Source organism: Prescottella sp. R16 (genome assembly GCF_030656875.1).
Classification (GTDB): domain Bacteria; phylum Actinomycetota; class Actinomycetes; order Mycobacteriales; family Mycobacteriaceae; genus Prescottella.
This window is the reverse complement of sequence record NZ_CP130943.1, coordinates 327,899-343,186: the sequence shown is the minus strand read 5'-3', so window position 1 is coordinate 343,186 and position 15,288 is coordinate 327,899. Positions and strand designations below refer to the sequence as shown.

The window sequence follows — 15,288 nt, the reverse complement described above, 5'->3', positions numbered from 1 at the left end:
TCTGTCTCCTTGTCAGTAATGAATGCTTGCCGGCAGCACGGCCTCAGTGCGAGGTGACGAGGCCTTCGAGCCTGCCGTCCCCACGCCAGTTCTCGAGCAGTTCGAAGTACTGGAAGCCCGGCACGTAGACACCGGAGACCAGCGGGTTCCGCGCGTCGGCAATCTTTCCTTCGTTGTTGTAGAGACCGGGGGTGCAGGTGAGCAGCCAGTCGGCGCGGGTCGCGGTCTGATCGCTCATGACCTTGCCCCAGGCTTCCTCGGCTTCGGCCGTCGGCTCGATCGTCCGCACGCCCGACGAGACGCACTGGTCGATCAGATACATCATGTGGGCCGCCTGCTCCTCGATCAGGTGGGCGATGTTCGTGATGGTCGCGGTCTGCGTGAAGCCGAGCAGGAACAGATTCGGGAAGTCCTTCGACAGGAATCCGTGCAGCGTGCTGATTCCATCAGCGAATTTCTTCGACAGCCGGTTCCCGTTGCGGCCGAGCACGTCATAGCCCGCCTTGTCCGTCCACGTACGTCCGCCCTGGAAGCCGGTCGCGTAGACGATCAGGTCGAACTCGCGTTCCTGACCGTCCGCAACGATCCCGGTCTCGGTGATCCGCTCGATCGGTGTGCTCGCCGTGTCGACGATGTCCACCGAGTCCTTGTTGAACGCGGGCAGGTACTCGTCACTGAAGCCCGGACGCTTGCACATCGTGCGGTAGTAGGTCTTGAGCTTGTCGGCCTTCGACTTGTCCTCGACGACGGCGTCGACCCGGTCGCGGAGCATCTCGTTCCACTCGTAGTCCGAGCGTTCCAACGCATCGACGTACTGCTCGAGGGTCGGATTCTCCCCGCCGGCCGAGTACACAGCGTCCATCTGGTACTTGGCGAACTTGACCCAGCCGTCGTCGACGTCGCTGACCGTGGCACGGTCCTGCACGCACTTGTCGAACGCCGCGCGGCGCTCCCGCTGCCATCCTGGCTCGAGCGATTTGAACCAATCGACGTCCGTCTGCGCGTTCTGGCGCGGCATCACCTGTGTGGGCGTGCGCTGGTAGACGACGACCTCGTCGGCGTACTCCGCGAGCTGTGGGATCACCTGCAGGCCGGTAGCGCCGGTGCCGATGATCGCGACCTTCTTACCGCGCAGACGGTCGAGGTTTCCGCTGTCGTCGCCACCTGTGTACTCGTAGTCCCAGCGGCTCGTGTGGAAGCTGTGACCTGCGAAGGTGCCGATTCCGGGGATGCCGGGCAGATGCGGACGCATGAACAGACCGCTCTGGGTGGCGACGAAACGCGCCCGGAACTCGTCGCCGTTGTCGGTCCGAACGATCCAACGAGCAGCGTCCTCGTCCCACTCCATGCCGGTGACACGCGTCTGGAACAGGGCGCGGTCGTACAGACCGTACTTCTGAGCCAACGACTGGCAGTACGCGAAGATCTCGCTGCCGCGGACGTACCGCTCGGTGGGAACGTAGCCGGTTTCCTCCAAATACGGCAGGTAGATGTATGATTCGACGTCGCATCGGACGCCGGGATACCGGTTCCAATACCAGGTTCCGCCGAAGTCGCCGGCGACGTCCAGGATCTTGTAGTTCGAGACCCCGATCTTTTCGAGTTCGATTCCTGCGGTCATCCCCATGAACCCGGCACCGACCACGAGCACGTCCAGATCAAGTGACATCGGACCTGCCTCGCGCGGACCGTCGACGTGCGGGTCGGCGTCGAACTCCGAGAACTTGCCGGTGAAGTCGATCGCCTGGAACTGGTCGGCGCCTTCCTTCGTCAGTCGCTTGTCGCGCTCGGCCGCATACTTCTCGCGGAACAAGTCCAGCCGATCGACTTTGCGGGCGGGGACGAAGGAATGAGGATCGGCGATACCGACATTTCGATCATTCATAGGGGTGAGTCCTAAAGGGAGTCTTTGTGCGTGGTAGCGGAGCCGAGGTCTCGTTCGACGTGGACCGAGCTCACCAAGCAGTGCCTGCGGGGATGAACATGAACTCGACCCTGTTGCCATCGGGATCAGCGACGAAGACGTACTGCGCGGACTGAGGATCGTCCAGCCCGACGCGGGTGTCGGGCACGAGCGTGCCGCCGAACTCCACCATCGCCTCGGCGGCGGCATCGATGTCGTCCGCGAAGAACGACAGATGGGTGAGTCCGAGATTGTTGCGACGGTGGTGGGGCTTGCCGATCACACCCGGCTTGCTGTACGCCAACAGTTCGAACCGCAGCCCGTCCTTCTCGATAATGGTCGCGGTGAGGCTGCACGGTGCGTCCACCTCGGGGATCTGCTCGTCGAGTTCGTAGTGAGCCATCTCAGTGAAGCCGAGACCGTCCCGGTAGAAGCGGAGAGCGCGCTCCAGATCCGACACACAGAGGCCGACGTGGGAGGAGCGGTAGGTACTGGCAGCTGCATTCTGAGTCATTGCGGCAATTCCTCTCGATCCGAATCAGTGAGTGGTCGTCGATCAGCCGACGGCGACCGGGGTGACGGGGCTTGCGGTACCGCCGGTGATGTTGAGCGCTCCGATGGTGAGCAGGAACTCGTGGCACTTGTCGCCCGCCAGTTCCTCGAGGTCGAGGTTCTCGACGAGGTGGATTCCGTTGTCGACGAGCAGCACGATGTGTCCGCCGAGGTACACGTCCTGATCGAACGGGATCGCCTCGACTGCCGAGTTGTCCGCCCCCACCAGCGCGACGTCGCACTCGGCGAGGTAGGTGGCCGCATCGATGCCGATCCCCGGCTGGGGAAGCAGCTCGCCCTGCGACTGCATGAAGTCCTCGAGCCATCCGGTGCGGATCAGCACGAGGTCGCCCGGGGCCAGGGCGATGCCCTGCTGGTCGAGTGCCTGCGTCAGCTCTTCGCGGGTGATCACATGCCCAGCGGGGAGAACGTCGACACCCTTGGACGCCGCGACATCGATGAGCACGCCGCGACCGACGATCGGACCGACGTTCTCGATTCCACACTTGTCGGCACCGGAATACGGGCTGACCCCGTCATGCGGATGGCCGTTGTAGATCTTGTTCTCCGAGTACACGTGACACAGCGCGTCCATGTGAGTCGAGGTGTGCGACGGCATGATCAGCTGATCCTCGTGGGCGCCGACGCCAGGAACACCGCCGTTCGCGCGCGCCATGGCCTCGTCGCTGTGATTGGTCATCGTCAGTCGCTGTGGGGTGCCGCGGTACTCCATGTTCGGAACACCGGACCGCTGGATCGGAATGCCGAGGCTGTATCGCTTGCCCGTCCGAGGAATTCGCAGAGCCGCCAGCACGGTCTCCTGCGTCAGCAGATTGAGCGCACCCTTTTCATCCGATTCACCCCATCGCCCCCAGTTCGACTTGCGTGCACTCACATCGGCTCCTTGTCCGTCGATCATGTCGATTTTCCCGGCGATTGTTTCCTGGCGAAGTCGGCGCATTCACACGCTTCTCGCACAGCGGGACTTTGGTATGAACGGGGACACTCGACCGGGGTCGCCGTGACCAGAGTCACTGTAGCCAGCGGCTACTACTTCGTCAACAAGTTGTGTGAACCAGTGCTCACAGAAGCAGTTCAACCCAACTGCCAAGGGCGGCAGGCGCACCCGTTCCGGGCTATGAGCTCGCAGTATCCGTCAATGAACGCCTCCTCAGCCGTCAGCGGTCATCTGTGTACACATACAGCGGCGTAGCGCCGGCCTCTCACGGTCGGTCGACGCCACGATGCCGCCCACGCCTGCGCCCGACCTGTCTCCGGAGAGGGTGGCGAGTTCCTTCGCCGCCGGATGCGGATTCCGGAAGCGGCACGGCGAATGGATTCGCAATGATTGTCACCGAATCCGTTGCGTGACAGGTCAAATGCGTGTTCAACGTGTGCGCGCACCCGAAGCTCCAGCAGGCCAAAACGATTCCGAAGTCTGCATCGGCTTCCCCGAGGCGGAGCTCGACCGCCGGCACCAGTGATCGTCGACCACATCGACAGCCACGAGGAGGATGTCGACGTCGAGCCGATCTGCAGGGTTCCCACCGAGCGCCTACCACGTCACTCGGAAGGTGTGGTTGCAGTGCCGCCGTGGGGACATCGTGATGGCTCGGTGCACCGTTGAACGGCTGACAGGTGAACTTGGTCTATGACGACATAGCTGCAGGCTCCGCGTCCTACCCGGTGGTCGTCATCGGCCTGCTCGCCCGACGCGCTCGGCCGCCGATTCAGGAACGAGCGAAATCGATCACGGCACGGCCGCGCAGTGAGCCGTCTCGGAGCTTGTCGTAGGCCGTCTCGATCTCGTCGGGCGAGAACACCTCGACCGGGCTCTGGATCATTCCGCGCCGAGCCAGCACCATCACCGATTCGAGATCGCTCACAGTCGATCCCTGATAAGTGAATATCTCGCCGTCACGCGGCAGCAGGTGGAACCACTCACCGGGCGTCGCGAGACGCCCGCCGCCCGCGCCGATCAGACCGTACTTGCCGCCGGGCCGCACGGCGGCGATACCGGTGGCGATGGTCTGGTCGGTCCCGACGAAGTCCAGGAGCGCGTCGGCTCCTCGGCCGTCGGTCAGCTCGCGGATCCGGTCGAGAGTCGAGTCGTTCACGCCCTCGAACGTCTCGTGGGCACCGAGTTCTCGCGCCATCGCCAGCTTCTCCGTCGACATGTCGACGGAGACCACGAAGGCGGGACTCACGGCGCGGAGGAACTGGACGGCAAAGGATCCCAGCCCGCCCGCACCGAACACGACGACGGTCGACTCAGGCGTCAACGATCCCCGGATGCGGTCGACTCCGTGGTAGGCGGTGGAGCCCGCATCGCCGAGCGGAGCGGCATGGATCGGGTCGAGCCCGCCGAGTGGAACGATGTCACGTGCATTCTTCACGAGTACGAAGTCGGCGAGTCCGCCGTCATCGCCGAACCCGCGGCCGGAGGATGCATTGCTGCAGTTGTTGGGGGCGCCACGCAGGCAGTACCAGCACCGTCCGCAACTGCTCGCAGGCAGGACCACGACGGGCTCGCCCACTCTCAGATGATCGACGCCCTCGCCCAGTACGGCGACCTCTCCGGCGATCTCGTGACCGAGACTGAACGGGAACTTCCACCCAGCCGGTTCGACCGCGGCCGCAGGCATCTCCTGCATGTCGAGATCGGAACGGCACAGTCCGACGGCAGACACCCGAAGCACCACCTCCCCCGGACCCGGTGTCGGTTCGGGAACCTCGTCCCATGTCGGTGCAGTCAACGGTGCCATTATCCTGAAAGCGCGCATTCCTCAATCCTTTTCATCGACGGGGATTCCCATGTGCAGCGAGATCGATGGCGGAACTCTTCGTCAGGGCCGACTATCCGGAACGTCGGATGTGTCCACCAGGGCCATGAGTTGACGGTATCCGTCGATGAACTCTTCGGAAGCCGCCAACGATCTCGCGTCCGCGTGCACGCACAGTGACGTGGCGCCGGCATCTCGTAGCCGGTCGACATCGCGATGCCACCGTGCCACCGACGCGGCGTCGTCGAGGTCGACGGCGGGCGCCTCGACCTGAATCTCGATCTCCGACAAGCTTCTGCCCGCTCGCTCGAGCTGGTCGCCGAGGTCGTCGACCGCGGCTCCGAACGCGTCGACGCCGTCGATCGCCGGAGTCCTGATCGCGTCGGACACACCAGGGTCGGCGATGACCGGACACCATCCGCTACCGAACTGCGTGACCCGACGCCGCGCCGCCGCACTGTTCCCGCCGATCCACACCGGCGGATGAGGGCGCTGAACCGGTTCGCGCAACCGCATCTCACCTGTGCCGCCGAAGTCGGCGCCTACGACCGGGGTCGACGGATCGGTCCAGATTCGGCACAGTGCGTCGATGGACTCGTCGAACAGCTCGGCGCGGCGGTCGAAATCGACCCCCAGGGCCGCGAACTCCGATCGCAGATAACCGGCCCCTACGCCTGCGACCAGCCTGCCTCCGGAGAGGGTATCGAGGGTGGTGAGTTGCTTCGCCGCCAGATACGGGTTCCGGAACGGCAGGACGAACAGATTCGTCATGAGCGTCAAGGACGTCGTCGCCGCTGCTGCGAACGCCAGTGCGACGACAGGCTCGAACGTGTCGTGACCGCCGTTGCGATACCACTTCGCCGACGGCGCGGGATGATCCGCGAGACACACCGCATCGAACCCGCAGATCTCGGCGCGCCGACTGATCCGGGCGAGCGACGCGCCCGAGAACAGGCTCGGGTGGGCCTGGGGGACGTCACTCGGATACTCCAGTGTGAACTTCATGCCGCAGCTCCAGCCCCTCATATCTACAACACGGCCGGCGGGTCGTCACGACCACGGAACACCGTGCCCGCAAGGTGAACGAGCGCATGATCGACTCGCTCGCCTCGCGTCTGCGGATTTTCCTCTACTTCGCACCCTCGATCGCGGGCCGGCCGGCCGTAGCGCCTCCGTCCACGACCAGGTCGTGACCGGTCACGTAATTGGCCTCATCGGATGCGAGGTACAGGATGCCGGTCGCCATCTGCGCCGGATCTGCGGCGTAGCCGATCGGCTGGATCCCGTGGAGCACCTTGATGAACTCGGGGTCTGGCGGGACCATCCCGGACAACATGGTGCCCGGTGACAGGGTGTTGACGCGCACCCCTTTGGGGGCAAGCTCGATTGCACAGGCCTTCGACATCCCGATCACGGCGGCCTTGGAGCCGCTGTAGAACGCCATACCCTCGGTCGGCAGCGAGCCGCCGTTCGAGGCGGTGTTCACGATGGCGCCCGAACCCTGCGCAGCCATCACTCGACCGGCTGCCCGGGTGCCGTAGAAGGCTCCGAGAATGTTCACACCGACCATGCGGTCGACTTCCTCATCGGATGCGTCGATCAGCGGGCTGCCGCCGAACACTCCCGCGTTGTTCACCATCACGTCGAGCCGGCCGTAGCGCTCGACAACGCCGCTGACCAGGCTGTCCACCGCAGCCGAGTCCGCGACATCGGTCTGTACGAACTCCGCACCCGCCGCAGCGGCGGCTGCCGCTCCGGCCTCAACGTCGACGTCGGCGGCGACCACGGTGGCACCCTCCGCGACCATCAGCTCGACAGTGGCTCGTCCGAGACCCGACGCTGCACCGGTGACGATGACGATCTTGTCCTGCATTCGATTGCCCATGTACGGCAAACCTCCTTCAGCGCGTGCGACGGTCGCACGACAAATCGGGCCGAGTCCTGCGGTCAGAACTCAATTTCAATCAGACCTTTTCCCGCCGAACTCCTTGCACCAGTGTTGATTTCATGATGCACAGCCGGTTCGACCCATCCCCGGACGAAACCCGCTTCACGGTGAACTACAGGCCCTCTCCGAGCGACGGCGTGCTCGAGAACGAGTACGTCGCTGCGTTCCTACTCCGCGCTCGCGAAGTCGAAATCGCTCAGACGAGGATGGACGCACATCGCGAAGTATTCTTCGCCGTCCCACGGAGCGCTGATCTGCAGGCGACCCCATTTGTTGACGTAGTAGTTCTTTCGCGTCGCGCTCGTCTGCGAGAGGTAGATCAGCCGACAGGCCTCCTTGTGCAGCTGTTCGTTGTAGTGGTCGAACGCCTCACGCCGTATTTCCATCGACGCGTGCCCGTTGGCGAGCATCGTCAGGATCCCCTCGGCGATGTAGCCGCACCAGGTCTCCAGCCAGATCGGCAGCCCCGCGCCACTCGCGACCGGCTGGGAGTTGGGACCGTAGAGCATGAACAGGTTCGGGAAGCCCGGAACGGTCATGCCGAGATGTGCCTGTGCGCCCTGGACCTTCCACACGTCTTCCAGACTCACCCCGTCCACACCGACGTACTCGGTCGGCCACAGGAACTTCTCGGTCTGGAAACCGACTGCGGCGATGATCAGATCGGCGTCGCGCACGGCTCCGTCGGAGGTCTGCACGGCTCCGTCGCTGAGACGCTCGATCGGGGTCGTCACCAGTTCGACGTTGTCCCTGGTGAGCGACGCGTACCACTGATTGTCGACCACAGGACGCCGCGTCATCGGGGGGTAGTCCGGAACCAGTTCGTCGATCAGGTCCTCACGGTCGTTCACCTGGTCGCGGATGTACCCGACCAGCATCTCCCGCATGGCATCGTTGCGCTTGTTCACAACGCCGCCATCGGCGATCCACTGTTCGTCCGCGATGAGGAGTTCTCGAAGGTCGTTCGACGCGAATCCGGCGATGTACTTGTTCCAGTTCCAGTAGAACGGCATTGTCTGAAAAAGCCACTGCAGCTCGTCGGAGATCGCTTCGCCGTACTTCGCGCGCGGCGAGATCCACTGAGGGGTCCGCTGATAGACCGTTACCGACGCCGCCTCATTCGCAATCTTCGACAGCAACTGGACACCGGTCGAGCCGTTGCCGATGATGGCGACGTTCTTCCCGGCGTAGTCGATCGAGTCGTTCCACTCCGTGGTGTGCACGATCTGACCGGCGAACTCCGCTGCGCCCTCGACGGGCAGTTCGCGCGGGGTCGCGAACAGCCCGCTCGCGGCCACGACGACGTTGGCCACGACGGTGGTCGGTGGCTGCTCCGCCTCCGCCACCGTCAGGGTCCACGTCTTCTCCACATCGTCGAACCGCGCGGACGTCACATCCGCGTCGAAGACGATGTGCTCGAACACGCCGTGCTTGCGTGCGACGTGGTCGAGGTACGTGCGTACCTCGGACTGGCTCGCAAAGTACTCCGTCCACGGGTACTTCTTCTCGAAGGAGTACTCGTACGACGCACTGAGCGTGTCGACACGGACGTCAGGATAGGTGTTGATGCTCCAGACTCCCCCGATCTCCGAGCGCCGCTCGTAGATGGTGAACGGAATGTCGAGTCGGGCAAGCTGAACTCCCATGGCGATCCCGGAGAACCCGGCTCCGATGATCGCGACCGAGTAGCCGGCGGGGACACGCTTTTCCCCCGTCCGCTCCCGTTGGAAGGGCCACTCGGGAAAGGACAGGATCCGGCGGCGCATGCGCAGATCGTCGGACGCCAAGTGTCGGGCCTCCGCCATGAGGATGAGATCGGTGATCTCATCGTCCGACGGTGTCTGATCATCATCGGCGAGATCGCCGGACATCAGGTACTCGACGGCCTTCGACCTGATCAGATCAGTATCGTCATCGGAGAACACCACGGTGTCCGACACCAGTCCCGCGACACGCTCGGCGGGCACTGCGGCGATGTCGGGATCGCGGGTTGCCTGGAACAGAGCCATTCGCAGGACGTTCACATCGGCGTCGGCGACCGCGCGTTCCACAAACTTACGGTCTGGCATTTGGGGCTTCATTCTCACTCCTGTACATGCCCTGGGCATGAACGCATAGGCGTCACTGTCGAGTTCTGGGGCGGATCGTCTGCGCGGCCTACGACTGCGGGCAGACGGATGTCAGGCACCGGTGTGTGCTGCGACCTGACGGTCGAGAATGCGCTCACGCAAGTTCTGCTTGCGGATCTTCATCGTCGGGGTCTTGGGCAGTTCCGTGACGAACTCGAGCTGCTCGGGGAACTTCGCGGGAGAGATGCCCGACCCTCGGCAGTAGTCCCTCAGTTCGTCGAGATCGAGGCTCTGTCCCTGGTCGATCATCTGTACGACCGCGCAGATCCGTTCCCCGCGGACTTCGTCCGGGAGGCCGATCACTGCGACTTCCTCGATTGCGGGGTGCTTATCCAGAACGTCTTCGATCTCGGACGGGCTGATCGATTCGCCCTTGCGGATGATGAGGTCCTTCTCGCGACCGACGAGCGTGAGGTGACCCTCACGTCCAAGCTTGCCGATGTCGCCGGTGAAGAACCAACCGTCGGCGTCGAACGGACGGACGACGCCGCCGTCGGAGATGTAGTGCTTGAACAGAATCGGACCGCGCACCCACACTCGGCCGGTGCCGCCGACGGGCAGCACCTCGTCGGACTCGGACCGGATCTGGATCTCGCAGTTCAGGACAGGACGCCCGGAGGTCGTCGCGAGCTGTTCGACGGTGTCGGACGGACGGGCCGACGCGATCATCGGCGACTCCGTCATCCCGTACCCGTGCAGGATCGGTACGCCGATCTCGGTGGAGACCTCGTGGAACAGCTTCTCCGGCATCGGCGCGCCGCCACCGGTGAGCATCCGCAGGGTCGGGACCACCGGAGCTCCCGGCGTCCTCCGTTGCTGTTGGAGGAGGAGGGAGTAGTGCGGGGTCGATCCGCCGGTGAGTGTGACGCCGTGTCGACGCATCAGCCGGACCGCAGCCACCGGTTCATAGACCGCCATCAGGACCAACGCCATGCCGCTCGACAATGATGCGATCAGCATGTCGGGTCCGCCGATGTGCGCGTACGGGAAAAGGATCGTTCCGGTGTCGGCACGAGTCACCCCGAGGGCGTCCGCGATCCCGAGCCCTCCAGCAACGAGAGTGCTGTCGGTGTGGCAGACACCCTTCGGAGCCGATGTGGTTCCGGACGTCGTGTATATCCAACGGATCTCGTCCACACCGGACTCGGCCGGCGCCAGTGCAGCCGGATCGCCCTCGGGCAGCCTGTCGGCGAGGACCATGACCTGCAGCGGGGCGGACACCGCCGCGCGGACCTCCTCGGCCATCCGACCGTGATCGTATCCGCGGAACTCACCGACGGTGACGAGCCACTGCGACGCGCACTGCTCGACCATGGCCGTGACCTCACGCGCGCGGTAGAGCGGAATGATCGGGTTCTGTACGGCGCCGATCCTCGACAGAGCCAGACTCAGGATGACGGCGTCGATACTGGTGGGGAGCTGCCAGCTGACGACGTCGCCCGGCTCGATGCCCTTGGCCAGCAGGCCGGCCGCAGTGCGCTCAGCGGCTGCGAGCACACTGGCGAACGTCTCGCTTCGACCGTTCTCGTCGATCAGTGCGACAGCATCGGGGGTCGCATCGACTCGACGGGTGAGCAGAGACCAGATCGACGTCGCGTCGCTGATCCGATCGGCCGCGTTCACGTACGGTCCTTCTTCGACTCCGCCGGCAGTGGATCCGCAGTGAGCAGCGGATAGCCGGTGGTCAGCATGGAATTCGCGTGACCGAGCCAGTGCATGTCGAACGCCGACTGGAGTGCTGCCTGCTGTCCCATGATGTCCAGGGTCTGATTGACGGCGCGCTTGCCCTGCCGCAGGGCCCAGGCGTCCATCTGCGCGATCTCACGGGCGAGATCCATAGTCCGGGCGTCGAGCTCGTCGACCGGCACGACACGGTTGACCATGCCGGCCGCGAACGCCTCCTCCGCCGAGACGCTCCGCGCGGTGAAGAGCATCTCCTTCGCCCGGCGAGCGCCGAGTTCCCAGGTGTGCGCGTGGTATTCGACTCCGCCGATCCCGTACATGGCGACCGGATCGCTGAAGAACGTGTTGTCGGCAGCGACGATGAGGTCGCACGGCCAGATGACGTTCAGTGCGCCTGCGATGCACGCGCCCTTGACCGAGGCGATAGACGGCTTGGGCACATCGCGCCACCGACGCGAGAAGCCGAGGTAGTACTCGGTCTCCCATCCGTACGCGTTCTCCAGCTGGCTCTTGACTGCCGACGGTTCGTAGCCGGAGGTCGTCGACTTCAGGTCGTGCCCGGCTGAGAAGTTGTCGCCGTTGGCTCGCACGACGATGACCTTGACCGCGTCATCGGTTGCCGCAGCACGCCACGCAGCGTCGAGCTCTTCGAGCATCGGCTCGTTCTGGGCGTTGTGCTTCTCCGGACGGTTCAGAGTGATGACACCGACTGCGTCCTCGACCTTGTAATCGATCAGCGACATGGTCACGCTCCCTCGTAGATTCGGGTGATCGCCGAAACGATCGAGCGATTGACTTCGGCGGCGTCGCCGAAGTCGTACTGCCAGCGCTTGGCGGCATTGGTGAACAGGTGGACGTCGGACTCGACCATGTAGCCGATGCCCGCATGGACCTCGTGCGCGCAGTGGACCATCTCGCGGGCAGTGAGCGCCGCCTGATTGCGCATCAGATCGACGTACGGCCGACCGTCGTCGCCTGCGTCCAGCGCGGCTGCCGCAGCTCGGGTGTGCGCCGACGTGATGTGTGCGTTCACGGCGATGTCGGTGCACAAGTACTGGACCGCCTGGAAGCGTCCGATGGCACCGCCGAACTGATGGCGCTGCTTGGCGTACAGCACGGTCATGTCGAGCAGGCGCATACCGGCGCCGTACACCTGCGCGGCCCGCAGCACGGCGCCGCGCTGGGACGCACGATCGATCGCGCTGTCTGCGTCAGCGCCGCGAGCGAGGATCCGCTCATCGACGACGGTGACGTCGGTCAGCGTCACGCTGAACATCGGATATCCGCCGACATTCGGCATCGGCTCGGCCTTCGCGTCAGCCGCGTCGACGTGCAGAAGCAGGCTCTCGCCTGCCTCGACGGCATGCACCAGGAAGCTGTCCGCCTGGTCCGCGTAGCCGACTCCCAGCACTCGACCGCTCGCCGTACCGTTGTCGACGGCGACTGCTGAACCCCAGTTTCCCGTGAGGAAGGCCGGGATGACCACGGCTTCGCCGTCACCGATGCGCGACGCCAACTCCGTGGCGGCCGCGGTACCGACCAGGGTCGCGGCGTCACGGGCGACGGTGAGGTCCAGCAGCGGCGTCTCGGCCAGTGCCCGGCCCATCTCGACGAAGACCGCCGCGATCGTTCCGATGCCGGCTGTGTCCTCGCCGGTTCCGTTCGCGTCGCCGAGCTGCAACCAGCCCAGTTCAGCGAACTGGCTCACCTGATCGGCGAACGCGACGGTGTTCGAACGGTCTTCCAGCGGCGAGTAACGCGCGAAGACCGACCTGCTTACATCGGTGAGGGCTGCGAAGTCCTCGCCCCATGTCAGTTCCATGATCTCTCCTATCGCGGCAGGCCGAGGCCCCGGGTCGCAAGCACCATCCGCTTGAGCTGGGACGTTCCTCCGGCGTGGTTCGCGAACGACTGCCGATACCACGCCTCGGGCTTTCCGTTGATCGGCGCGTCGGCCGACCCGCCACGGAGCTGACTCGTCGGTCCGAGGACGCGGTCGAAGATCTGAGCGAAGACCGGCTCGTACTCCTTGGCGATGACCTGCTGGGCCCCGCCTGCCCATGGCGTCTGCCGCCCTGCGGCGTTGTCGCCGATGATCTCGTAGGCGAGAAGTCGTTGCGTCTGGATCATCTCGGCGAGCTTCGCGAGGTCGGCCTGCACGTGCGGATCGTCCAGCTTGCCGGGGATAGCCTTGCAGTGAGTGAGCAGGTCACGCAGTCGACTCTCCTGCATCGCATAGATCGGCTCGACGGTTCCCGACGCGTAGAAGGCGCGCATGATGTACTGCCAGCCCTTGCCCTCTTCGCCGATCAGTGCGTTCGCCGGCACACGTACCTTGTCCAGGTATGTGCTCGACTGCACGCCGCCGCCGTAGTTGCGCATCGGGTGCAGGGTGACGCCTGGACTGCGCAGGTCGACCACGAAGATGCTGATCGCATCACGCGCGGCATTGTCGGTCGCCGTGCGGGCGGCCACGTACAGGACGTCGGACATCGGCCCCCACGACGTGAAAGCCTTCTCTCCGGTGATGACCCATTCGTCGCCGTCTCTGACCGCCTTCGTCCGGAGGGAACCGAGGTCGGAACCCGCCTCCGGCTCGGTGAGACCTTCGGCCCACAGGGTCCGCATGTTCGCGATATCCGGGAGCAGGCGCTTCTTCTGTTCCTCGGTGCCGCCAACCAGGATGGTGCCCGCGGCGAGGAAGATTCCGACCGAGTTGATCATCGGCGCGTCGGCCGCGTACAGCTCCTCCAGAAGGATCTGATTCGCGATCGGCGCCAATCCCTTGCCGCCGTACTCCTTCGGCCAGGTCAGTCCGATCCACCCCTTGGCGGCGATCTTCTTGCTGAACTCGACGGCGATCGCCCACTGGTCCGGGGCGTCGTCGAATTCCGGGTTGAAAGCGTTGTCCTCCGACAGCTCGGCGTCGAGGAACTCCCGGATCTCGGCCCGCCAGGCCTCATGCTCTTGTGACAGTGCAGTTCTCATTATGCGTTTTCCGCCTGTAGTTCGTCGGTGCCTGCGGTCTGCTCGGCGGCGCCGTGGCCGAGGGTCCCCTCGGGGTAGAAGCGACGAGCCCACTTGCGGATGTCGCGGAAGCCCGCGGCTTCGGCAGTCGCCAGGCCGGGCGGCTCGGTGTAGCGCTGGTGCTCCCAGATTGCGATGTCGGCCTTGACTTGTCCGATTGCGTTGCGCTGCCGCTTGGCCACTCGAGATTCGTCCTCGCCGTCTTCCTTGCTCGCCCACGTGGAGAACCGCAGGATCGAGCGCTCGTCGTCGACGGGCGTCACCGCTGTCAGTGAGCAGATGGACCCGACGCCGTCGGCATGTGAGTAGCCCAGCCCCAGCCCCAGCAGCAAGGCCCTGGTACGGCCAGGGACAACCTCGATCGCACCGTCGGCGCCGCGGCGCTTGAAGTTCATGGCCAGCTCGGTCGTGAAGTCGTACTCACCGAATTCGCGGTGCACGACCGTCGGAATCTCGTCGGCGCGGTGCACGTACTTGAAATGCGCGAAGTCGACACCGTTCTCAGCGGCGTACTGCGGATGGATCGGCAGCTCAACAGTCTCGAAGCGGCCGGCTTCCCCCAGCTCGTGGTATTCGCTCGCCGAACCGGAACCGGGAAACATGTCGAAGATGCTGGGCACGTCGTAGAGCGGGTCTCCGCCGTTGGCGTCGTACCAGAGGTACATGATTCCGTCGCGCTCAGCGGTGTTCCAGACTCCGATCCTGCGGACCCGGTTCGTCGCTTTCTGATACGGAATGCAGGTGTTACGACCCTCCGGGCTCCACCGCCATCCGTGGAACGGACACTGGATATCGTCGCCGGCAACCGTGCCGCCATGCCCCAGATGAGCACCGAGGTGCTCGCAGTATGCGTTCAGAACCACCAGGCGGCCGCCCTCGGTGCGGTAGGCGACCAGATCTTGACCGAAGTAGTGCAGGGGTTTGACGTCGCCCACTTCGAGGTCGGAAGACCAACCGAGCTGGAACCACCCCGTCGGCCTCATCGATAACGCCATAGGTGACACTTCATCCTCCTGAACTGTTGCAACAGCGACGCTTCCGGAAAGTGCGCAGAAGATGATCTGCAACAAGGGCTTTCACGGATCGCTACTGACGATGTGCGCCGACATGACACCCCACCGGAGCTCGGACGAAAGACTCGCGATCACGTCCACAGATCACCACAACACACCGTGACTGCCATCACTGTAGCCAGTGGCTACGTTGCCGTCAACAAGAGTGTACGCGTTCGATCATCGTCACAGGTCGAACAGCTTTCGACGG

12 protein-coding genes are annotated in these 15,288 nt (G+C 64.4%); all 12 read right to left on the bottom strand.

The features are described 5' to 3' along the window. Positions 1-43 precede the first annotated feature (43 nt). The 12 genes from Q5696_RS01520 to Q5696_RS01460 all read right to left on the bottom strand — a co-directional run bounded on the left by Q5696_RS01520 (position 44) and on the right by Q5696_RS01460 (position 15,095). A complete protein-coding gene (locus tag Q5696_RS01520) occupies positions 44-1,885 on the bottom strand; it encodes a flavin-containing monooxygenase (RefSeq protein ID WP_305093487.1) in 1,842 nt (613 codons plus the stop codon). A 70-nt stretch (positions 1,886-1,955) separates the two neighbouring features. Next, positions 1,956-2,417, bottom strand: a complete 462-nt coding sequence (locus Q5696_RS01515) for a VOC family protein (protein ID WP_305093486.1) — start codon at positions 2,415-2,417, stop codon at positions 1,956-1,958. 42 nt (positions 2,418-2,459) lie between these two features. After that, the gene (locus Q5696_RS01510) at positions 2,460-3,350 is read right to left on the bottom strand and encodes a cyclase family protein (RefSeq protein ID WP_305093485.1); all 891 of its coding nucleotides are present in this window, start codon (positions 3,348-3,350) and stop codon (positions 2,460-2,462) included. A gap of 835 nt (positions 3,351-4,185) precedes the next feature. Then, a complete protein-coding gene (locus tag Q5696_RS01500) occupies positions 4,186-5,211 on the bottom strand; it encodes an alcohol dehydrogenase catalytic domain-containing protein (protein ID WP_305093484.1) in 1,026 nt (341 codons plus the stop codon). Between the two features lie 90 nt (positions 5,212-5,301). Continuing rightward, on the bottom strand, positions 5,302-6,243 hold the full coding sequence (locus tag Q5696_RS01495; protein WP_305093483.1) for a TIGR03619 family F420-dependent LLM class oxidoreductase: 942 nt from the start codon (positions 6,241-6,243) through the stop codon (positions 5,302-5,304). A 124-nt stretch (positions 6,244-6,367) separates the two neighbouring features. Then, a complete protein-coding gene (locus tag Q5696_RS01490; protein WP_305095098.1) occupies positions 6,368-7,111 on the bottom strand; it encodes an SDR family NAD(P)-dependent oxidoreductase in 744 nt (247 codons plus the stop codon). Between the two features lie 242 nt (positions 7,112-7,353). Beyond that, positions 7,354-9,195, bottom strand: a complete 1,842-nt coding sequence (locus tag Q5696_RS01485; protein WP_305093482.1) for a flavin-containing monooxygenase — start codon at positions 9,193-9,195, stop codon at positions 7,354-7,356. A gap of 171 nt (positions 9,196-9,366) precedes the next feature. Then, on the bottom strand, positions 9,367-10,938 hold the full coding sequence (locus tag Q5696_RS01480; protein WP_305093481.1) for a class I adenylate-forming enzyme family protein: 1,572 nt from the start codon (positions 10,936-10,938) through the stop codon (positions 9,367-9,369). Continuing rightward, positions 10,935-11,741, bottom strand: a complete 807-nt coding sequence (locus Q5696_RS01475) for an enoyl-CoA hydratase (protein ID WP_305093480.1) — start codon at positions 11,739-11,741, stop codon at positions 10,935-10,937. Before Q5696_RS01475 ends, Q5696_RS01480 begins: the two co-directional genes overlap by 4 nt. A 2-nt stretch (positions 11,742-11,743) precedes the next feature. After that, complete coding sequence (locus Q5696_RS01470; RefSeq protein ID WP_305093479.1) at positions 11,744-12,820, bottom strand: acyl-CoA dehydrogenase family protein; 1,077 nt, start codon at positions 12,818-12,820, stop codon at positions 11,744-11,746. 8 nt (positions 12,821-12,828) lie between these two features. Next, a complete protein-coding gene (locus Q5696_RS01465; protein WP_305093478.1) occupies positions 12,829-13,986 on the bottom strand; it encodes an acyl-CoA dehydrogenase family protein in 1,158 nt (385 codons plus the stop codon). Then, positions 13,986-15,095 (bottom strand): aromatic ring-hydroxylating dioxygenase subunit alpha, encoded by a 1,110-nt coding sequence (locus Q5696_RS01460; protein WP_305093477.1) that lies wholly within the window; start codon positions 15,093-15,095, stop codon positions 13,986-13,988. The genes Q5696_RS01465 and Q5696_RS01460 overlap by 1 nt, the downstream gene beginning before the upstream one ends. Positions 15,096-15,288: the final 193 nt, after the last annotated feature.

Excerpts from the sequence above, each read along its gene's own strand:
- Q5696_RS01515 (WP_305093486.1), bottom strand. The coding sequence starts at position 2,417 with ATGACTCAGAATGCAGCTGCCAGTACCTACCGCTCCTCCCACGTCGGC.
- Q5696_RS01495 (WP_305093483.1), bottom strand. The coding sequence starts at position 6,243 with ATGAAGTTCACACTGGAGTATCCGAGTGACGTCCCCCAGGCCCACCCG.
- Q5696_RS01485 (WP_305093482.1), bottom strand. The coding sequence starts at position 9,195 with ATGGCTCTGTTCCAGGCAACCCGCGATCCCGACATCGCCGCAGTGCCC.
- Q5696_RS01470 (WP_305093479.1), bottom strand. The coding sequence starts at position 12,820 with ATGGAACTGACATGGGGCGAGGACTTCGCAGCCCTCACCGATGTAAGC.
- Q5696_RS01490 (WP_305095098.1), bottom strand. The coding sequence starts at position 7,111 with ATGCAGGACAAGATCGTCATCGTCACCGGTGCAGCGTCGGGTCTCGGA.
- Q5696_RS01475 (WP_305093480.1), bottom strand. The coding sequence starts at position 11,741 with ATGTCGCTGATCGATTACAAGGTCGAGGACGCAGTCGGTGTCATCACT.
- Q5696_RS01465 (WP_305093478.1), bottom strand. The coding sequence starts at position 13,986 with ATGAGAACTGCACTGTCACAAGAGCATGAGGCCTGGCGGGCCGAGATC.
- Q5696_RS01520 (WP_305093487.1), bottom strand. The coding sequence starts at position 1,885 with ATGAATGATCGAAATGTCGGTATCGCCGATCCTCATTCCTTCGTCCCC.